At 55.2% G+C, this 20004-nt stretch carries 16 protein-coding genes; 5 read left to right on the top strand and 11 right to left on the bottom strand.

What is annotated here, in order from left to right; translation table 11 throughout:
• Positions 1-128 precede the first annotated feature (128 nt).
• The gene (locus KI367_RS10575) at positions 129-836 is read left to right on the top strand and encodes a YwrJ family protein (protein ID WP_212949502.1); all 708 of its coding nucleotides are present in this window, start codon (positions 129-131) and stop codon (positions 834-836) included.
• 274 nt (positions 837-1110) lie between these two features.
• Complete coding sequence (locus KI367_RS10570) at positions 1111-1773, top strand: YwrJ family protein (protein ID WP_212949501.1); 663 nt, start codon at positions 1111-1113, stop codon at positions 1771-1773.
• 57 nt (positions 1774-1830) lie between these two features.
• On the opposite strand, the gene KI367_RS10565 is transcribed toward KI367_RS10570, so the two are convergent.
• Positions 1831-3114: a sensor histidine kinase gene (locus KI367_RS10565; protein ID WP_306433230.1), complete on the bottom strand. Its 1284-nt coding sequence runs from the start codon at positions 3112-3114 to the stop codon at positions 1831-1833.
• Entirely contained in the window at positions 3111-3785 is a 675-nt protein-coding gene (locus KI367_RS10560) for a response regulator transcription factor (RefSeq protein WP_212949499.1), read from the bottom strand. The genes KI367_RS10565 and KI367_RS10560 overlap by 4 nt, the downstream gene beginning before the upstream one ends.
• A 428-nt stretch (positions 3786-4213) precedes the next feature.
• On the opposite strand from KI367_RS10560, the gene KI367_RS10555 reads away from it, so the two are divergent.
• Both KI367_RS10555 and KI367_RS10550 read left to right on the top strand, forming a co-directional pair.
• Positions 4214-5956, top strand: a complete 1743-nt coding sequence (locus tag KI367_RS10555; protein ID WP_212949497.1) for an ABC transporter ATP-binding protein — start codon at positions 4214-4216, stop codon at positions 5954-5956.
• Positions 5953-7743: an ABC transporter ATP-binding protein gene (locus tag KI367_RS10550; RefSeq protein ID WP_212949496.1), complete on the top strand. Its 1791-nt coding sequence runs from the start codon at positions 5953-5955 to the stop codon at positions 7741-7743. Before KI367_RS10555 ends, KI367_RS10550 begins: the two co-directional genes overlap by 4 nt.
• 100 nt (positions 7744-7843) lie before the next feature.
• Here KI367_RS10550 and KI367_RS10545 read toward each other — a convergent pair whose 3' ends face one another.
• From KI367_RS10545 to KI367_RS10510, 8 genes are all read right to left on the bottom strand, one after another.
• On the bottom strand, positions 7844-8764 hold the full coding sequence (locus KI367_RS10545) for a hypothetical protein (RefSeq protein WP_212949494.1): 921 nt from the start codon (positions 8762-8764) through the stop codon (positions 7844-7846).
• 314 nt (positions 8765-9078) lie between these two features.
• Entirely contained in the window at positions 9079-10110 is a 1032-nt protein-coding gene (locus KI367_RS10540) for an extracellular solute-binding protein (protein ID WP_052146953.1), read from the bottom strand.
• Between the two features lie 127 nt (positions 10111-10237).
• The gene (locus KI367_RS10535) at positions 10238-11323 is read right to left on the bottom strand and encodes an ABC transporter ATP-binding protein (protein WP_212949492.1); all 1086 of its coding nucleotides are present in this window, start codon (positions 11321-11323) and stop codon (positions 10238-10240) included.
• Between the two features lie 48 nt (positions 11324-11371).
• Positions 11372-13027 carry an ABC transporter permease gene (locus KI367_RS10530; protein WP_036709476.1) on the bottom strand — a complete coding sequence of 552 codons (1656 nt, stop codon included), beginning with the start codon at positions 13025-13027 and terminating at the stop codon, positions 11372-11374.
• A gap of 90 nt (positions 13028-13117) precedes the next feature.
• Positions 13118-14155 carry an ABC transporter substrate-binding protein gene (locus tag KI367_RS10525; RefSeq protein ID WP_052146951.1) on the bottom strand — a complete coding sequence of 346 codons (1038 nt, stop codon included), beginning with the start codon at positions 14153-14155 and terminating at the stop codon, positions 13118-13120.
• A gap of 20 nt (positions 14156-14175) precedes the next feature.
• Positions 14176-14967, bottom strand: coding sequence for a DUF3919 family protein (locus KI367_RS10520; protein ID WP_212949489.1), 792 nt, complete (start codon positions 14965-14967; stop codon positions 14176-14178).
• A 43-nt stretch (positions 14968-15010) separates the two neighbouring features.
• Positions 15011-16444 carry a HAMP domain-containing sensor histidine kinase gene (locus KI367_RS10515; RefSeq protein WP_212949488.1) on the bottom strand — a complete coding sequence of 478 codons (1434 nt, stop codon included), beginning with the start codon at positions 16442-16444 and terminating at the stop codon, positions 15011-15013.
• Positions 16445-16446: 2 nt separating this feature from the next.
• Positions 16447-17115: a response regulator transcription factor gene (locus tag KI367_RS10510; protein WP_036709467.1), complete on the bottom strand. Its 669-nt coding sequence runs from the start codon at positions 17113-17115 to the stop codon at positions 16447-16449.
• Positions 17116-17439: 324 nt separating this feature from the next.
• On the opposite strand from KI367_RS10510, the gene KI367_RS10505 reads away from it, so the two are divergent.
• Positions 17440-18393: a phospho-N-acetylmuramoyl-pentapeptide-transferase gene (locus tag KI367_RS10505; protein ID WP_036709464.1), complete on the top strand. Its 954-nt coding sequence runs from the start codon at positions 17440-17442 to the stop codon at positions 18391-18393.
• A gap of 106 nt (positions 18394-18499) precedes the next feature.
• Here the strand turns inward: KI367_RS10505 and KI367_RS10500 are convergent, their stop codons facing one another.
• The gene (locus KI367_RS10500) at positions 18500-19729 is read right to left on the bottom strand and encodes a family 8 glycosyl hydrolase (RefSeq protein ID WP_212949486.1); all 1230 of its coding nucleotides are present in this window, start codon (positions 19727-19729) and stop codon (positions 18500-18502) included.
• Positions 19730-20004 lie beyond the last annotated feature (275 nt).

The following is a 20004-nucleotide window of genomic DNA, read 5'->3' as shown; positions in this document are numbered from 1 at the left end:
GATAATCTAGTATATTCGGCTAGTCCCTTCTAACACGAGGACACATATAAATATTGCATAGATAGACTTGAAGGACGAATCGACGCCTCTCTCGTCTACCTAATCACTCCAAGGAAGGGGAATGTGAAATGTCTTTAGCCGGTTATGATTTAATGAACCTGGTCGGCCAAAGCGTGAAGATCAACCGTGGCGGGCATGATTCGGTTGAAGGTGTTCTGCAAAGCGTACAGAACAACTACATGGCTGTTTGGACAAATGACAGCAATGTCGTGTACGTGAACACCCAACACATCAAAAGCATCTCTTCGACGGGCCAATCGGGAGATCAATCCATGACGGGAACGACCATGACGAGTCCGATTCGGGCTTACAGCTTCGGCTCGCTTCTGCAGGCGCTCCGTTACCGCTATGTGCAGGTGAACCGCGGAGGCCCTGAAAAGCTCGAGGGGATCGTCGCCGACGCCAACCAAAACTACCTCATGCTCGCCGTAAAAGGAGAGGAAGTCGTCCGCATCCCGATCTACCATATCAAATCGGTCGCGGTCGTAAGCAGCAATTCGAACAACAAAAATAACAATAACAATAATAACAACAGCAATAACAACAACCAAAATAGCAACAACAAATCCGGAGGCAGCCAATCGGGCGGTAATCGCAGCAGCGGTAACCGCAGCGGCGGCAATCGCAGCGGCGGTAGCCGTAGCGGCGGCAGTCGCAGCTACGGAGGCAGCCGGAGCGGTGGAAGCCGGAGTTACGGCAGCCGCAGCTATGGCGGACGCAGCTCCAGCAGACGCAGCCGCGGACGCAGCGGTGGACGCAGCGGCGGACGCAAATAACCGCAGCCGGTTCGCCTTGGAACCTTCTATCCTAATCTAGTCATCGGGCCGTAAAAATATAGACGCTCCCTGCGGAGTCTCATGAATCTACATTCCTCGCGCCGCAGATTCACAACTCCGCAGGAGCTGTCCTTATTTACACGGCTTACCGTTTAGCAGACCGTTAAAAGGAGTATATGCAAGCCGTATCGTTCATGATCTTCGAATCCGCTTCGACACGGCTTGTCCATAGGATGCAGCTTCCCCCTGATCGTAATGTGAAAGGAGGTAGATTATGGAGTCGATCCGTTCTCTCCTCGGCAAAAAAATCGAACTCAAACTATCCGGCTGCAAAATCCCCATCACCGGAGAGCTCATCGATCTTGGCAGCGACATTGTCGTCGTGTTCTCCGACTCCCGGTATGTGTACGCGCCGGTGCACCATTTGCAGCATTTGAAACTTGCCGATGACGGCGAGGATTTCTCGCCGGCCGACCGGGAACCGCTCGTGGACCATGTGCACATTTCCTATCGGAAAATGCTGATGAATTCCAGGGGCATTTTTACGGAAATCGGCCTGGGAGGCCCTCATCCCGTTTACGGTTATGTGACAAGCATCATGAACGATTACTTTATTTTTTATTCGCCGCTGTACCACTCGATTTATGTTTCGCTCCATCACGTCAAATATATCTGCCCGCTTCCGCCCAACATGACGCCATTCTATCTCAGCCAGCATCCTTTCCATCTGCAGCAGCCGGCCGTCCCCCTCTCCCGTACATTAGAGCAGCAATTGGAGAAATTTCAAAACGAGCTCGTCATCTTTGATTTGGGAGAATCCCCCTTAAAGGCAGGACTGCTGAAAAAGGTGGATAACCGGATCATCGAACTGATCGAGACCGGAGGAAAAACCGTTTTCCTTCACTGCGACCATATCAAATCGATTCATCTGCCATAACCGCCAACGACACGGCTGTTGTAGAATCATCTACACCGGCCGTTTTTTTAAGAATCCCTACGAAAAAGCACCCCGATCGGGGACATCCTGTGCAGGCGCTTGCTTTTGACCGGCACGGGCCGCGGCCACCGGAAGCCTCACGGTCATGCGCGTGCCTTCGCCAAGCGTACTGGCCACCGAAACGCTTCCGCCATGCATCTGCACGATTTTCTGGATAATGGACAGGCCCAGCCCGCTGCCTCCGCTGGAGCGGGTTCTTGATTTGTCCGCTTTGAAAAACCTTTCAAAAATATGCGCCTGGTCCTCGGCCGAAATGCCGATCCCCGTATCCTCGACGGATACGACGGCCTCGCGCCCGTCCGTTTCCAGCGTGACATGGATCGAACCTCCCTCGGGCGTGAATTTGATGGCGTTATGCAGCAAATTCACCCACACCTGGCTCAGCAGATCATCGTCGGCTTCGATGTTCACGGGTTTCAGATCGACCGACATCTCCAGGTTTTTGCCCTGCCACTGGGGTTCGCAGGCGAGAATGAGCGTCTGGAGCTGTTTGTCCAGCCTTAAGGGAGCCGCATGGAACGGGTGTTTCTCCGAATCGAGCGACGCAAGCTTAAGCATGTTTTCGGACAAACGCGACAATCTTACGCTTTCCTGTTCGATGATGTTCAAATAATGGTTCCGCTGATCCGGGGTTAATTGCTCTTCCCGAAGAACCCGCGCAAAGCCGGTGATCGAAGTGAGCGGGGACTGGATTTCATGGGACACGTTCGAAATGAATTCCTGGCGCATATGCTCCATTTTGTTCAGATCGGAGGCCATGTTGTTAATGCTCTGGACGACTTCCCTCCAAGGGTCGTCATCCCTGCCGTGCACAGGCAGGCTGACTTTAAAATCCCCTTTCGATATCCGCTTCAGCGCATCGATGATCATCTGCCAATACTCCCTCTGCCTCCCCTTCCCGAACCTGGAAACAAACGAAATGATTACGCCGAAAATAACAAATCCGAGCACCGAGTTCACGAGCTGCCCGACGAGCGGCCGCATGTTCCATCTTAAGGAATGGGTAATATAGTATGCTCCAATCCAGCATATGGCAAGCGAGCACAAAACGAGCAGCATAAACAATACGATTCTGACGCGCAGCCAAAAGCTGAACGCAGGGTCGTCCTTTTTACCGTCCATCCGCCACCACCGCTCCTGACGCGCTTTCCGTTTCTTTTCCGTTTTTTCGAGCCGTGCCGCCGCGATTTCCTGCCGCTTCATCCGCCGCCAAGCCTTGTTCTGCTCGCGGTCCCGCTCCAGAAGCTCGCGCCGCCGCTGCCTGCCCTCCCGGTTGCTCATGAGAGCACCTCCAGCCGATATCCGAGCCCGCGAATCGTGCGGATGCAAAATTGGTCCTGCTGATCCGCGAACCGTTCCCGCAGACGTTTGATATGCACGTCGACGGTTCGTTCGTCGCCTTCATAGTCGTATCCCCAAATCTGTTCGATGATCTGGTCGCGGGAAAACGTTTTGCCCGGATAGCTGCCCAGCAGGAACAACAGCTCGAATTCCTTCAGCGGCAGAGTCAGCGGATCGGCCCCGACATAACATTCGTACGTTTTGCGGTTCAGGCGCAAATCGCCGAACTGGATTTCCTGGGATGCCGATATCCGGTACCGCTTCAGCAGGGCTTTGACCCGGACGATGAGCTCCAGCGGATCAAACGGTTTGACCAGATAATCGTCGGTCCCAAGCTCAAATCCTTTCACTTTTTGCGATGTTTCCCCTTTGGCCGTAAGCATGAGCAGCGGAATGTCGTAATCCCTGCTCAGCTCCCGGCACAGCTCCCAGCCGTCCATGCCCGGCATCATGATGTCGAGAATGACGAGATCGGCCTTGGCCGATTCCATCGTGCTGAGCGCCTCCAGACCGTTGGAGGCCTCCGTTACCGTAAACCCTTCATTTTTCAGCAGATGACTGACCAGCTCCCGGATATGGGGGTCGTCATCGACAACTAGGATATGGGCCATTGCAGCCTCCGCTCCTTTCTACTTGAAACATGAACGTCCAAAATTTATGCGTTCACACCCATGTCTAAGTGCATTTTACCGATTTCGCTCCGATCTCGTAAACATCGGCGTTCCCGACGATCGTAACATCACGTCGTTTCCCTCTGCGCTTTCGGCATGATCATTTTGCCTGCCTTGCGAACGGTATTCAGTATAACCCCGTTTCATGAACTCAATATGAACTGGGCAAGAACCGTACATAAACCGGATGTCTCGTTTTTTCTTGGAGGGGGTGTGCCGGGAAAGATTTTATTTTAGTCAAACTTTATCTTGAATCGTTTCCAAATTATTGTATGATGGGTATTATTTGCGTCTGGGCCGTAACGTTCCAGGCGACCATCACATGCAGTGCATAACGGTTTTGTTTGGGGAATTGGGGGTTTTTAAACATGCAACCTAAACGGCAATCCATGACATGGCTGCTCCGGTACCTTCGCCCGGTTGCGGGGCGCCTTGCGATCCTGCTGCTGCTTCTGCTGGCTTCGACCGGCGTGCAGCTCGTCAATCCGCAGATCGTGCAGCGTTTTATCGATACGGCCGCCGACAACGGCATCGTGTCGAGCCTGCTTACGCTGGCCGGCATTTATCTCGTGCTCGCCGCCTTGAACCAGGTGCTGACAGTGGCCGTCAGCTACCTGGGCAACGACGTCTCCTGGCGCTCCACCAACCTGCTGCGCGGCGATTTGCTGAAGCATTGCCTCCGGCTCGATATGCGGTTTCACAATTTGAAAACGCCCGGGGAAATGATCGAGCGCATCGACGGGGACGTCACCCATATGTCGAACTTTTTTTCCATGTTTATTATCAAGGTCATCGGCAGCTTCGTGCTGCTCGCCGGCATTCTTGGCTTTATGTTTACGATCAATTGGCCGATTGCGGCGGTTATGACCCTCTTCACGCTCGCCTCCATCGGGGCCATGGTATTCGTCCGCGACATGGGCGTCAAATCGTCCAAGGACGAACGCGGGGCAAGCGCGGCGCTGTTCGGCTTTATCGAGGAGCGGATCGCGGGGATCGAAGACGTGCAGGCCAACGGGAACGTGCCGTACGTCATGAACCGGTTTTACCGCGCGATGCGCAATGTTTTTCTGAAGGGCCGCAAAGCGTGGATGCTGCGCGTCGTTCCCTGGAACACGACGGTGGTGCTGTTTGCCCTCGCCGTGACGGTGGTCCTGCTGCTGGGCGTGCATTATTATTTGATCGGAAACATCTCCCTCGGCACGCTGTTCCTGATTTACCAATACACGCAAATGCTGAACGATCCGATCGAGCAGCTCGGCGATCAGGTGCAGGAGTTCCAGAAGGCCAAGTCGGGCATGATGCGCTCTCAGGAGCTGCTGGAAAGCCGCAGCGAAATCGTAGAGGGCGGCAAGACCGCGCTGCCGGAAGGCGCGCTCGGCCTCGAATTCGAGCATGTCCATTTCAGCTACAGCCCGGATAAGCCGGTGCTGCATGACATTACGTTTGCGGTGCGCCCCGGCGAACGCTTAGGGATCATCGGCCGCACCGGCAGCGGCAAGTCCAGCCTGAGCCGCGTCCTGCTTCGACTGTACAACATCGGCAGCGGCACGATCCGGGTCGGAGGCGTAGACATCCGGGACTTGAGCCTCTCGGCGCTGTACCGCCGCGTCGGGATGGTGACGCAGGACGTCCAGCTCTTCGACGGCACGCTGCGCGACAACCTGACGCTGTTTGACGGCAGCATCTCCGACGGCTACATCCTCGAAACGACGGAACGCCTCGGGCTTAAGCAGTGGATCGATTCGCAGCCGGAAGGCCTCGACACGCATCTGAAGGCGGGAGGTTCATCCCTGTCGGCCGGAGAAGCGCAGCTGTTCGCGCTGACGCGGGTATTCCTGACCCAGCCGAGCCTCGTCATTCTGGATGAACCGTCCTCGCGCCTCGACGCGGCAACCGAAGCGATGCTGCAAACCGCGGTGGACCAGCTCATGAAGAACTGCACGGGCATCGTGATCGCGCATCGGCTCTCCACGCTGGAGCAGGTGGATCACATTATGGTGCTGGGGGATGGGCGCATCCTTGAATTCGGCGAGAGGGAAACACTCGCCAAGGATCCCGCTTCGCATTACGCCCAGCTCCTGATTACGGGCCGGGAGGAGGATTTGGCATGACCGTAACCCGTTTTATCCAACGTTTGTTTACCTATAATATTTCGCTTTTTATCGTCAACGGGCTGCTTTGGGGGCTGTTTCACTCCATCCCGTTGTTGATCGGCCTCGGCATGCAGTGGTTTTTCGACCGGGCGACCAGCCAGTCCCACAACTATCTGTGGCTTGCCGTCCCGCTCATTTTCATCGCGCTCGTGCGAGTCTCGCGGGTAGGCGTCTTTTTCTGGGCGTTCTGGAAATGGGTGACTTACATTTACGACGTCCAGGCGATTTTGCGCACCAATATGCTGAAAGGCATTATGCGCTGGCCCGGGCGCAACCTCCCGGCATCTCCGGGAGAAGCGGTCAGCCGGTTCCGGGAGGACGTCGACGAAGTGGTCGAATACGTCGAATCCTGGGTCGATTTTTGGGGCAGGCTGGCTTTTGCGGTCATCTCCCTGGTCATCATGGCCCGGATCAACTGGCAGATTACGCTCGTTGCCCTCCTCCCCCTGCTTGCGGTGACGCTGCTGAACAACCTGTCGGGCAACCGGGCGAGACGTTACGGCCAAATGAACCGGGAAGCCACCGGGCGCATTACCAGTTTTATTGCGGAATCCTTCGGGGCGGTGCAGGCGCTGAAGCTGGGGCAGGCGGAAGAACACGTTCACCGTCGCTTCGTCCAGCTGAACGAATCCCGCCGGCAGGCGGCGCTGAAGGATAATTTGTTCAAGGAATGGATGCGCTCGCTGAACCAGCACGTGCTCAGCATTTGCACCGGCATCATTCTGCTGATGTGCGCATCGGCGATGAAGGCCGGACGGTTTACCGTCGGCGACTTTGCCCTTTTTACCTCCTATTTGACGAATATTGCATTCAGCATCTCGCTGTTCGGGTTCATGGTATTCCAGCATAAACGGTTAAAAGTGTCGCTCGATCGGATGAGCGTGTTGTTCCGTCCGGGCGAACAGGAGCGGCTCATGGAATTCAGCGAAACCTATCTTTACGAGGAACCGCCCGAGCTGCCGGCGATACGCAAAGATCCGCAAGAACGGCTGCAAACGCTGGAAGTCAAAGGGCTATCCTACACGTACCCGGGTTCGGAAAACGGCATCCGCGACATCAGCTTCTCGCTGGAACGCGGAAAATTCGTGGTCGTTACCGGCCGCATCGGTTCGGGCAAATCCACGCTCGTGCGCGCGTTGCTCGGCCTGCTGCCCGCATCGGAAGGCTCCGTGCTTTGGAACGGCAAGACGATCGACCCGGCGAAGTTCCTCATCCCGCCGAGGGCGGCTTATACGCCTCAGGTGCCGCGGCTGTTCAGCGACACGCTTCGCGAGAACATCATCCAGGGCAGCCCGGGCGGCGAGGATCGCCTCGCGCGGGCGGTACGGCTGGCGGTGATGGAAAAGGATATCGGCGACCTGGAAAAAGGGCTCGATACGTTCGTCGGTCCGCGCGGCGTTATGCTCTCCGGCGGCCAGATCCAACGGGCTGCCACCGCGCGGATGATGATGACGGACTCCGACCTGCTCATCTTCGACGACCTGTCGAGCGCGCTGGACGTCGAAACCGAAAAACAACTGTGGGGGCGGCTCTTCGAGGAACAAGACGCGACTTGCATCGCCGTCTCCCACCGCAAAGCGGCGCTGGCCGAAGCCGATCACATCATCGTCATGAAGGACGGACGCATCGAAGCGGAAGGCACCTTGACCGAGCTTCTTGCGACCTGTTCCGAGATGCAGCTGCTGTGGCAGGGCGAGGCCCCGGAAACCGAGGAAGCCGACGAAAGCCTCGTAAAGGCGAAATAAAACATAAAAGGCCGGGAAAGTCCTGCAGACCTTCCCGGCACCCAGAGACTCCGACCGGAGTCTTTTTATTTTGTTGCGGTTCGTTTTTGGTTATATCGCCTTAAATGACCGAGCTCAGCTTGGCATAGGACAACGTCTTTTTGATGTAACTCGAATCGCTGTAATATTTGGCTCCCGACTCGAAGTTGATGTACAGATTGCCCTTGATGATCGCCAGATCCTCGGACATGTTCGGGATTTTCATCGTTTTCTTCAGCTTGGGGGAAGCCGCCTTCGTGTAAATGCGAAGGTATCCCGGATTGTTCCGGCCGTACGAGGTCGAAAAAATCAAATGGCTGCCGGTAACGGCAACGCCCTGCACCTTGGCCGGCGTTTTATAGGTCGCGATCGGACTCGACGACGGATTCTCCGAACCGTTCAGGTTGTACCGGTACAGGGAGGAGCTGTTTTTCTCGTCGAATTTGCCGACGTACAGGTCTCCGTCCGCAACGGTCGCGTAGGAGGATGCCTTGAGCTTAAAGCCTTTGTTCAGTTTCAGATGGCTGTTGTTTTTGGCAGCGGCGAGATCGCTCAGCTTGTAGCGGAGCATGTTGTATTTCGTATCCGAAGACTTCGCGGAGGAAGCGATCCACAGATACGTTTTGGATACGCCCATGCCTCCGACGTGGCCGCTGTGGTAAATGCCTCCCGACTTTTTCTCGTCGGCGAGATACACGTTTTTGACGAATTTTCCGGTTTTGGCGTCCACGACGGCGATCAGGCTGTCTTTTACGGCACTGCTGTTTTTCTTATGGTAATAATACGAGATCAGGATCCAGTTTTTGGACGGATAATAGGTCAACCCTTGCGGCACGTAATTCGTATCGAGATTCGGGATCTTCGGTCCCTTCTTGAACACCTTGTGATACGCCGGGAACGGGTCCGAAGCGGCGGATGCCTGGCCGGGATTTGCGCCAAACAGCGACGCGCCGGCAATCAACACGGCGCACACGATCGTCGTAAGCTTGCGAAGCAGCGACATAAGCTGCACCTCCTGCATTTCATAATGGCTAAAACGATATTTATTCCATCCGCGGGAGAATGATGCTTCCGCGAAAGGCGGGGCGGAAATCCCCCTTTTATCATAAGCCGCGATGCCCGATTGCAGAAGGGAACCCGTCCCTATTTTCGGCGAGCCATAGTCCCATTTCGTAGCGGCGGATTTTATAGGCAAAGGGTCGTATCTTTTCCGTGTACCAGCCGGAATGCCCGAGACTTTAGCCCGGGTCGCGGCGCGGCTTACGAAACGTCAGGGGCACCGCGCCCATGACCTTCAAAACCTCCCCAGACTCCAAGCTACCGGCTCCCTTGCCCTGCTTCCTTCCACCGCGCCAGCAGCTCGGACCGGGCCGTTGCCGCCACGTCGAACCGGTAACTGGTGAGCAGCTCCTCGGATTTGACGCCGGCCAGCAGCGGATTGGGCTGGATGCCGGGGATGACCGGCAGGGAGTACGCCGCGTTCATGTATGCCGTTTGCGCGCTTTTGGAAAGCACGAAATCGGCAAGCTTTTTCGCCGCGGCTTTGTTGTCCCCGTTTTTCAGGATCGATACCGCCCCGACCTCCCATCCCGCCTGGGGCGGAATGGCTGTACGGATCGCGTAACCGGAGCTGACGAAGCGCAGCTGGTCACCCAAAAAGCTGACGCCGGCCGCAACGTCCCCGACCGCCAAACGCTGCGCCGAAGAGATGCCCGAAAAGGTTGTCGTGGAGCTTTGCGATTTTAGCGCATGCATCAGCTTCAGCGCCTCGTCCGTCCCCAGCTGCTGCGCCAGCGAAGCGAGAAGCGTATAGCCGGTGCCGGACGTCTCCGGATCGGGGATTTCGATTTTTCCCTTCAATTCCGGGCGGAGCAAATCCTCATAACGCTCGGGGTAAGGAAGCCGCGCAAGCTTCGGATCCGCCTTCCACGCCTGCTCATTGACGCCGATGGCCAGCGCCCCCATGTACATGCCGGTCCAATATCCCTCCTTGTCTTTGTAGGCGGCCGGAATTTTGTCGCTCATCCGGGGCGAATACCGCAGCAGTTTGCCGCTGCTTTTCAACTGCTCATGCAAATCCGCCGGTCCCCCAAGCACCACGTCGATCCCGGTTTTGTTCATCGTCAGCAGATGATAGCTGGCTTCCCCGCTGGACATCCGGATCACCTCGTAAGCCTGGCCGGTTTCTTTTTTGAATTTTTCGAGCAGCATACGGCCTTCGTCCTCCTGAAAAATGACGTACACCTTCAGGGGCGGCTTCGCGGTTTTCCCCGGGTAGCCCTTATACATCCATCCCGCTGCCAAAACAAGAATGGCGGCCAGAACCAAAAACATACTCCCTTTTTTCATCCCTACAACTCCCCCTCATGCCCTTAGCTCCTGAAACAACTGGAAACGCCAAAAAGGAAAACAACATTGTTTTCCTTTTTTATCCATAACAAACTCGAAATGAATCGAACTCTACATGGAGTTCAAGCTAAGCTTGATCCCCATCGTCAGGAATGATATGAATTTTGTCGGCCGCCGCCCCGAACGCCACTTCGCCGTCGTAAGTCGTTTGCCCGACGTCGTAGGCATCGACGATCCACTCTTTTCCTTCGTCATCCAAAATGAAATACCGCTCCTTTTCGCCGAGGAACATGGACGATTTCACCTTGCCCTTCATGCGGAACGCATACTCTTCCGGCGGGTTCAGCCGCAAAGATTCCGGCCGGATGCTCAGGATCACGCGTTGATTCGCGGCCCACGATTCGTCCGTTTTCAAGACTGCCCGGCGCCCTTGGCCGTAAGCCACGGCAGCTTGATCCCCTTCCTGGCGTTCGACGGCCGCCTCGATGAAGTTGGTCGTACCGATAAAATCCGCGACGTACCGGGTGCGCGGCTTGTAATAGATTTCATGCGGCGTGCCGTATTGATCGATTTTCCCCTTGTTGAACACGACGATATAATCGGACATCGACAACGCCTCCAGCTGGTCATGCGTCACGTAAATGACGGTCAGGCCTAGCTCCTGCTGGATGTTGCGCAGTTCCACGCGAACCTCCTCGCGCAGCTTGGCATCGAGATTGCTCAGCGGCTCGTCGAGCAGGATGATCGGCGAATTCATGACCAGCGCCCGCGCCATCGCCACGCGCTGCTGCTGGCCGCCCGACATTTCATGCGGATAACGGTGCTCCAGACCCGTCAGCTTCACCTGGGCCAAAGCCGCCTGCACCCGCTGCTGCACCTCCGCCTCCGGGCGTTTCTGCATGTCCAGCCCATACGCCACGTTGTCGAAAACCGTCATATGCGGGAACAAGGCGTATTCCTGGAACACCATCGGCGTTCCCCTTTTGTATGGCGGCAGGTCGTTCACCATTTTGCCGTCGATCCATATTTCTCCCTGATCGACGGTGTAAAACCCGGCGATCGAACGCAGCAGCGTCGTTTTGCCGCAGCCGCTCGGGCCGAGAAAGGTAATGAATTTGCCGCGTTCGATTTGCAGATTGATATGTTTAAGGACGTGATTTTGCCCGAATACCTTGTTGACGTCTTTCAAATCCAGCAGTACCTGTGATTCCACTTTTGTCCACTCCCTGTTTTTCCAGTTTTGCCGCGGGGCTCATGCAGCTTAGAAATCGAATATTTTCACCTTCGAGCGGAAAATGAGCTTGATGATGCCCAGCGTGCCGAGCGTGGCGCCCATGAGGCCGACGGCAACGGCTGCCGCCCAATAGTAGGTTCCCGTCTCCGCGTAATTGAAGATCGACACGGCCGCAACCACCCATTTGGGGGTAATCAGGAAAATGATCGTGCTGAGCGTGTTCATGTTTTTCATGAAGGCGTACACGAAATTGGCGACGATCGTTTTTTGCAGCATCGGGAACACGATCGTGGTCAGCGTCTTGCGGCTGTTCGCCCCGAGGTTGGTTGCCGCCTCCTCGATCGATTTGTCCACCTGCTTGAAGGAAGCGGTCAACCCGCGGTAGCCGACGGGCATTTGCTTCAGCAGCATCGCCATGACGATCAGCACGGCAGAGCCCTGCAGCACGACCGGGCCTTTGCTGAAGGTCACGATGAGGGCCAGGCCGACAAACGTGCCCGGCAGCGCAATCGGCAGCACCGCGCTGAAATCGAGCAGCTTTTTGCCGGGAAACGGCTTGCGGACGACGATATACGCCAGGACCAGCGCAAACGCCACCGCCAAGATCGCGCTCACCAGCGATAACACCAAGCTGTTCATGACCGCCGGGCTGGAGGAACTGAACACGACCTTCATCAAATGATCCAGCGTAAACGTGTTGTCGCGCCCGAAGTTTTTCGTGAAGGCAAACAACACCGTAATGGCGAACATCGAAATGATGAAAACCGAAATCAAAGCGTTAAAAATAAACAGCAGCACGTCGGTGCTCCGGGAGGTCGTGATCCGCTTCAGCCCGGAAACCGGCTTGCCCGTCACCGTCGAATAGGAACCCTTGGACAGCACTTTGTTTTGCAGCCAAAACACGAGCAGCGCCGGAATGACGAGAATGATCCCCATCACCGAAGCCAGGCCCGGCTCATTGTTGATGATTTCCCCGTAAATCTCGACCGCAAGCAGCGAATAGTTGCCGCCGATCAGCTTCGGATTCCCGAAGTCGGCAAAACAGTTGATCGCCACCAGCAAAAATGCGTTGATGACGCCCGGCAGCGCCAGCTTGAACGTAATCGTCCGGAACAGCCGGAACCCTCTGGCGCCCAGGTTTTGGGCGGCGATTTCGAGATTCGGCGAGATGGAGCGCAGCACGCCCGTGATCGTCATGTAAGCCAGCGGGAAGTAGGAGATCGTCTGCACGATCCACAGCCCCGGCAGGCCGTACAAATCAAGCTCGATATGAAATACCGAATTCATCCACTGCGATATCATGCCGCCGCGGCCGAACAGCAGCAGAAACGCCAGGCCGCTCATGACCGACGGGGCCAGCAGCGGGATAAACGCGATGATGCGGAAAAACTTTTTGCCCGCGATGTTGCTGTAATGGATCGCATAAGCGTACACGAAACCGATGACCGTCGCGGTCACCGCGGACAACGAGGAGCTGACGACGGTATTGAGCAGCGCCCGGCCGTAGCGGGGTTTACTGAAAAACGTGCCCCAATTGTCAAAACCCGAGGTGAACACGACGACGATCAGCGGATAAATGACGAACAGAATCAACACGATAAAGCTGGTCAACACCAAAACCAGGGAGGACGGATCTTTCAGAAGCCGGCTCAGCGACTCCCGGGTGCCTTTTTTCTCTTTCATGGGGTAGGGCTCCCACCTTTCTTCTGTCTATCCATGAAGGGGCAGCGCATCACCCGTGATGGGTGCCGCATGCCCCCGGCGGCTGTCCGATTATCTCAAGCTTTTTAAGGCACTCTGCAGATCTTTGCGCTGCTCGGCCGCTTTCCAAAGATCGTATGCCGTATTGTACTTGGTCGTTTTGATGTCGATGCCGCCCTGCGGAATAGGCACGGAAGGTTTCACGGATACGGCGTAGGCCGACTTGGTGTACAGCTCGCCCGGCTCGTTCGTGAGCATGAAGTCCATCAGCTTTTTCGCGGCTTTCGTATTCGGTCCGCCCTTCACGATCGACAGGCCGCCTACCTCGTATCCGGCTGCTTCCGGCACGATGCTGTGGATCGGATTGCCCTGGTTTTTGATTTTCAGCTGGTCGCCAAGGAAGGTGATGCCGATGGTGTACTCTCCTTTGGCGGCTTTTTGGATCGGCTCGATCCCGGATTTGGGTCTTTCCTTCAGGTTCGGCAGAAGCTCCTTCATGTAGTTCAGCATTTCGTCTTCTCCCCATACCTGGGCCAGCGATGCGACCGCCGTGTACGCTGTGCCGGAAGTGGCAGGGTCGGACATGCCGATTTCGCCTTTGAATTTCGGATCAAGCAAATCTTTGAACGTTTCCGGATACGGATCGCTGCCGTATTTCTCTTTCCAGCGTTCCTCGTTGATGCCGATCGCGACGGGATTCAGGTAAAATCCGGTCCAGTAGCCGTCTTTGTCCTTCATGTTGTCCGGCACGTCGGAAGCGTTCGGCGAAACGTAAGCCTCCAGCGCTCCGGCTTTTCTCAGCACCTCATGCGAATCGGCAGGTCCGCCCATCAGGAAGTCCGCCTGCGGATTCAGCATTTCGTTCTGCACGCGGGAGACGGCCTCTCCGCTTGGCAGGCGCAAAATGTCGTAATCGATGCCCGTTTCTTCCTTGAACTTATCCAGAATCTTTCGCGCTTCTTCCTCCTGGAAGATGGAGTATACGGTAATTTTCTCTTTGCTTTTGCCGCCGAACACCCCTGCTTTGTATAAGAAAAATCCCCCGACCAAAACGACGATCGCCAACATCACGATAATAAGCGAGCTGTTGCTTTTCCTTCTGGAAGCCATGCTTCAAACCATCCCTTCACTTATGTTCCTGAGGCAACGTTTAGTTTGAAATAGGCTCTTTGGTTCGTCTCGTCCAGCAAATCGTATACCACCATGTAAGCGCCGTTAAACCGGTCGATGTGCAGCCAATGCTTTTTCCCCTGTTCGGAAGCCTGCAGCGAGATAACAAAATGCCGGTCCGGCTGCCTCGACAGCTCCTCGAAACGGCTGAAGTCGATCACCCGGGCCGCAGTGCGGATTTGCACCGTTAGCGCCGAGCGCTCCGCCTTGGACAGCGGCGTCATGACGCCGCTTTTCAGCGCGTACACTTCGTTTCCGGAATTTTCGACCGCCGCGCCGATCAATGACGACGTAAACACCTTGTCGATCAGCGTGCTTTGCAGCTTGCGGATGTTTGCGCTTACATTTAACGAATTGACGGAAACGTCCCCGAATCGGAACGCGCTCGTCTGCACCTGAAACGGGACATCCTCCTGATCCAAATACGCGATGCTGCCGCTGAGCAGCAGGCGCGCATTTTTGACGGAGCGTTCCTCGCGGCCGGCCGTCAGCAAAGCCGAAAACGCCGACTTCAGGGCAAGCAGCTCCTTCGGATCGTCCAGAACGACTTGGCCGAGACCCGGATAATTCAGGTCGATCCGCATCGGGATGCCTGCAAACCGGTCCGACTGGTCCTGCTGGGGCGGAATCGTCCGGACTACATCGAGCGGAATCCGGAAGGTATAGGAGCAAATGCCGATCAGAACGCAGCCGATAACGGCCTGGACGAGAATGAGGCGAAACCATGAAAGCCCTTTCTTTCCCTCTGGCATTCACTTTAACCTCCTTTTTTCTTAAAAAAATTGAAACTTTGTATCAGTTTTGTAACAACCCGATGCCGGGCATCTCTTTGCTGAAACCAAGCTGTACTTCCGTTCCCTTGCCTGGGCGGCTTTTCAGCGTCAATTCCCCGCCCTGGAGCTCCATCAGCTGTTTGCACAGCGGCAAACCGAGGCCGTGCGAATCCCTGGAAATGACGCGGCCAGGTTTTTCCTGCGGCGGAAGGAACAAGGCGGCTTGGTCCTGCTCGGATATCCCTTTGCCGTTATCGATGATGCTGACGTACCCGCGGCCTCCCTGCTCTTTCAGCTCGATGTGCAGATGTTTGCATTCGCTGTGCCGGATGGCGTTGTCGATCAGGTTGAAAAGCACCTGCTGCGTCCGTTTCGGGTCCAGGAACACCTCGAAATGCGAACCCTTCACCGTCGTCGAAATCATCGATTTTTCCAGCGTCGGCTTCAATATGCGGAGACTGTCCGCGATCAAGGCACCGAGGTCCGCTTTCTCCGGCCGGATGCGCCAAGCCTCGTCGCCCTTCAGCGACGTTTGCAGGAGCTCCTCCACCATGTTCAGCAGCTTCGTGCTTTCTTTGCGGATGTACTGGTTGCATTCCTGAATATCCTCCATCCGCTGCATTTTGGAGATCAGCTCGGAGAACCCGATCACCGAAGTCAGCGGCGTTTTGAATTCATGCGTAATGTTGTCGTAAAAAGCCTTCTGCTTCCCCTGCTCGTAATGCAGCAGCTCGATGTGATGCTGAAGCGCATGCGACATCTCATTAAAGCTGTTAGCCAAATCGCCGACCTCGTCGCGGGTTTTCGCTTCGATTTTGCTGCTGAAATCTCCGACCGAAACACGCCTTAGCGCCCGCTGCAGCGCATACAGAGGTTTCATCAAAAACGAAGCGAAGGAATAGCTTGCAAGCAAAGACAGCGCCAGGCATCCGGCGGCCGCGCCGATAAACCAGATGCGCATCTGCCGGAGCGTCTCCGCGTTCGGGCTTAAATCGAGCAAATAACGAAAACCGCCCACGATTTTTCCCTCATACCAAAACGGAGCGGAATAAATGAGCGTCCGCATGCCTTCCTTTTCCGTGATGACCGTCGCGTTTTGCCCCTGAAGCGCCGCCGCGATGTCGCCCCGTTTAAGCAGGTTGTCCTTGTCGCTGCTGCTCCCGACGATCGTTTCGTCCGGCGCAAACAGCTGCACCTGAAAATTGCTGTTGGCGGCCAGGTGGGAAGCGATAAACGGCGCGTAGGTGTCGGAAAACAGCTGGTCCATCCTTATTTTTTTGTCGCTGACGATTTTAAGCGCCTCGATGCGGTGCAGGGCAAAATACTGGCTCAAGGTTTGCGTATCGCGTTCGATCATGCTTTTGTTCAGCGTGTAATTGACGACGAAATACATCGCCGCCAGCAGCATTACGATCGTGACGGCGTGTTGCAGAAACATTTTGTTGCGCAGCCCCATCCCTATACCTCCAGCTTGTAGCCTGTACCGTGGACGGTTGCCACCAGGTGGTCATGCGGCTTCATTTTTTCCCTGAGGCGGTTCACCATCATGTCGACGGAACGGGTATGGCCGTAATATTCGTAACCCCAAACCTGGTCAAGCAATTCCTCCCGCGTAAAAACCTTTTTCGGATTCGTGCACAACAGCCACAGGAAGTCGAACTCCTTGCTCGTCGTTTTCAGCGGCTTGCCCGCGATCCGGCAGGACCGCTCCCTCCGGTCGATTTCGATGCAGCCGATCGCGACCGTCTCGGACGGGGGCTGCGAGGCCCGCATCCGGCGCATGACGGCTTTGATCCGCTCCACCAGCTCCCGGGTTTCGAACGGTTTCGTCAAATAATCGTCGGCCCCGAGCTGGAACCCGAGAATTTTATCGTTCATTTCGTTTTTGGCCGTCAGCACGATGACGGGAATGTTCCGGTATTGACGCTGCAGCTGCTGGAGCAATTCAAAACCCGAACGGTCCGGCAGCATCAAATCGAGCAAAACAAGATCCGTTTGTCCTTCCGCAAGAATGTCCAAGCCTTCGGCGACGCTGCCGGCAACGGACGGCCGGTACCCCTCCACCTCCAGGCTGAGCTTCAGCAGCATCTGGATGCTGGCATCGTCTTCGATAATCAAAATATTCACCTTTGTGCACCTCCCCCATCCATATGGGAACTTCGCGTATCGCGTATTTCGACATCAGATGACTTATTTACGTTCAACTTAGCTTAAATCGGGCAAGATGTAAATCGGGGTTTTTTGGACTAAAAACAAACCTGGCTTAGGAATACACTTTCCACCCGGCACCGCAATGCAGGGATTATCCGTCCGCAGGCGAATATCCCGTCGCGGAACACGGAACATGACCTGAAAACGGATCAGCGCCTCGATAAAAGGAATGTTTGTCTGCTTGCCCGAATTATTTATATGATAGGGATACCATATTTTTCAAATAAGGGAGTTTATCTTATGTACGGAATTATGGCTGTTTCCGGCCTGTCCTTCCTGCTGGTGGCGGCGCTGACGCCTCTGCTGATCTGGACGCTGCGCAGACTGCGGCTGACGCAGCCGATTCGCGCCGAGCTTCCGGCGGATCATCAGGCCAAACGGGGCACGCCGCTGATGGCGGGGCTCATCCTGCTCATCGGGGTAGCGACTTCGCTGCAGTTCCACCCCGTGCCGCTGATGCTGCTGCTGTGCGCGACGTTTTTGCTGTTCAGCTCGGTCGGATTCCTGGACGATTTCAAAAAAGCCTTCTGGCAGGACCCTTCCGGCATCTCCGGCCGCACGAAGCTGGTGCTTCAATTTCTTTTTACCGGGGCGATCCTGTACCTGCTTCTCCGCTTCTTCGGCCTCACGAGCGACATCGCGTTATTTCAAGGGTACGAGCTGCACCTGCCGGTATTCGTGTATGTGGCGGTCCTCCTGCTGTTTGTGGTCGGCTCCGCGAATGCCATCAATTTTACGGACGGGCTGGACGGCCTGCTCATCAACGTGTCCGTTCCGACGTATTTTTTCTTTTTCATGATTTCGGACAAACCTGAAGTGCAGACCTTTTCGCTCGTCATGATCGGCTGCCTGCTCGGACTTTTCCTTTACAACATTTATCCGGCAAGGGCGTTCATGGGCGACACGGGGTCGATGGCGATCGGCGGTTCCCTTTCCGTGCTGGCCGTGATCGAAAAGGTCGAGATTTTGATCCCGATGTTGTTTATCATCTATTTGGCGGAGCAGCTGTCGGTCATTTTGCAGGTGTGGTACTATAAACGCACGAAGCTGCGGCTGTTCCGGATGACCCCGATCCACTTCCATTTCAGGCTAAAATACGGATGGAGCGAAAACAAAATCGTGATGATTTTTGGTTTCGTTTCGTGGATGTCGGTGTTGATCTGCTGGTTGATCTGGAAATACCTCATGCATTAAACCGGCTTATTTTCGGATTCAAGACATGACAAAGACCCGATCCGCTGTGAAATACAAGCGAATCGGGCCTTTTTATGCAGACTGCCGGCTTCAACCGGTCTTTCCCTTAATACGTCCACCAGTTGCCGGACATCACGATCATCGAAAACAGCTTGATGCTGTCTTCATAGTAGCCTTCGTTCGAGCTGCCGGCCGTTTTGGACCATATGGAGTTCAGCCAGCTTTGGTTGGCCGAGGACGTCATGGCGCTGACGCCGAACGGAGCGTAAAACGCGCCGCTGTTGTAGGAGCCGACGACGCTGCCGCTGAGCTTGTAGCCGTCTTTGATGCTGCCGGGGTTGCCGTTTACTTTGCTTTTGATCCAGGCGTTCATTTGGTTCAGCTGATTGAGCGCGCGGTTATCCCCGGAGATCAGGTAGTCGGTCGTAATCCGCCATGGCGTGCGGCAGGAATTGTATTCGTAGTTCCCGTCATTGGCGCCTTCCAGGAAATCGGCCGGAGCAGGCTTGTACGCCCCGCCCGACAACACCACGAAATCCGGGAGCAGGCCCGTCGACGAGCTGTAGTTGTTGTAAATCGAGTTGATGATCGTGTAGGTTTTGTCGATGACGTTGTTCCATCTCGAATCCCCGGTTGCGGCCTGGAAAGCCTTCATATGGTTCAGCATGAAATCCGAAGGGCGCGTCGCGTCTTTATATTTGCTGTCCGTCGCCCAATCGCCGAGACGCAACGTCCATTGCGTCTGGTTCACGTCGCTTTCCATGATGGCGTTGATGATGTTTTTGGCCGCCTGGAGATAGTTGATGCTGCCGCTGCTTCCCCACTGCTTGTCCGCGAGCAGCAGCGAATACGCAATATCCATGTCGCCGTCGGTGGCCGAATCGGCGCCTTCGATGTTTTGGAAGCTGCTGTTTTGTTTCCACGCCATCAGGTACGGATTGTTGTCGCTTGGATGTTCCTTGTAATATTTATAAAGCCCGTCAAAATAGGTCTGCGCGTTGCTGTCGTACCCGGCCATCAGAACGGTTGCCAGCATGCCGTAGCCATGGGCTTCGGACACCGTATCGCCGTTGGAATCGTATTTCACGTAATATTTTCCGGTGCCGGCCGGCTTCAAATAAGCCGCCTTCCAGCTGTTCCATTTCGACTGGACCGCGCTGTCCATCGCGCTTTGCGAGACGTTGTTCGGTTTGATCGTGCCGGATGTATATGTCGTATGCTGCGGAAACGGCTTGTTAGGAGATGCGAAAGCGAAACTTGCGGGAATCAAGAGAAAAGCGAGACAACTGATCATAACAGCTTTGCCGCGAAGCGAAAACCTTCCGTTTTTTCTCATTTTCCTTACTCTCCTTTAAAGTCGAATTTAGGTCCGTGCCTTTGCCTGTTTAAGCCGGGTGACGTCATGCAGCATCTGGTTGGAAAAGTAATAACGGTTAAACAAAACAGCCTCGTCCGAACACCTCCTTTAAATTAAAGCGCTTTAATTTAAACGCCTATATCCATTTTAGATGCCATGCTAATATTTGTAAATAGTTCCAGAAAAGATTGCATCGAAAGTCCTGAATCGACATGTTTTTCCATGTCCCTTATGTGCCTCTTTGGCAGCCGTAA

Origin of the sequence: Paenibacillus cookii (assembly GCF_018333375.1) — a bacterium.
Lineage (GTDB): Bacteria > Bacillota > Bacilli > Paenibacillales > Paenibacillaceae > Paenibacillus_AQ > Paenibacillus_AQ cookii.
The sequence above is the reverse complement of the archived record's forward strand: the minus strand, read 5'-3'. Positions and strand labels throughout refer to the sequence as shown.

Bases quoted from the DNA above. Each gene is read 5' to 3' on its own strand.
- KI367_RS10565 (WP_306433230.1), bottom strand. From the start codon at position 3,114: ATGAGCAACCGGGAGGGCAGGCAGCGGCGGCGCGAGCTTCTGGAGCGG.
- KI367_RS10525 (WP_052146951.1), bottom strand. From the start codon at position 14,155: ATGGCTTCCAGAAGGAAAAGCAACAGCTCGCTTATTATCGTGATGTTG.
- KI367_RS10505 (WP_036709464.1), top strand. From the start codon at position 17,440: ATGTACGGAATTATGGCTGTTTCCGGCCTGTCCTTCCTGCTGGTGGCG.
- KI367_RS10550 (WP_212949496.1), top strand. From the start codon at position 5,953: ATGACCGTAACCCGTTTTATCCAACGTTTGTTTACCTATAATATTTCG.
- KI367_RS10515 (WP_212949488.1), bottom strand. From the start codon at position 16,444: ATGGGGCTGCGCAACAAAATGTTTCTGCAACACGCCGTCACGATCGTA.
- KI367_RS10575 (WP_212949502.1), top strand. From the start codon at position 129: ATGTCTTTAGCCGGTTATGATTTAATGAACCTGGTCGGCCAAAGCGTG.
- KI367_RS10560 (WP_212949499.1), bottom strand. From the start codon at position 3,785: ATGGCCCATATCCTAGTTGTCGATGACGACCCCCATATCCGGGAGCTG.
- KI367_RS10520 (WP_212949489.1), bottom strand. From the start codon at position 14,967: ATGCCAGAGGGAAAGAAAGGGCTTTCATGGTTTCGCCTCATTCTCGTC.
- KI367_RS10545 (WP_212949494.1), bottom strand. From the start codon at position 8,764: ATGTCGCTGCTTCGCAAGCTTACGACGATCGTGTGCGCCGTGTTGATT.
- KI367_RS10500 (WP_212949486.1), bottom strand. From the start codon at position 19,729: ATGAGAAAAAACGGAAGGTTTTCGCTTCGCGGCAAAGCTGTTATGATC.
- KI367_RS10555 (WP_212949497.1), top strand. From the start codon at position 4,214: ATGCAACCTAAACGGCAATCCATGACATGGCTGCTCCGGTACCTTCGC.
- KI367_RS10540 (WP_052146953.1), bottom strand. From the start codon at position 10,110: ATGAAAAAAGGGAGTATGTTTTTGGTTCTGGCCGCCATTCTTGTTTTG.
- KI367_RS10570 (WP_212949501.1), top strand. From the start codon at position 1,111: ATGGAGTCGATCCGTTCTCTCCTCGGCAAAAAAATCGAACTCAAACTA.
- KI367_RS10530 (WP_036709476.1), bottom strand. From the start codon at position 13,027: ATGAAAGAGAAAAAAGGCACCCGGGAGTCGCTGAGCCGGCTTCTGAAA.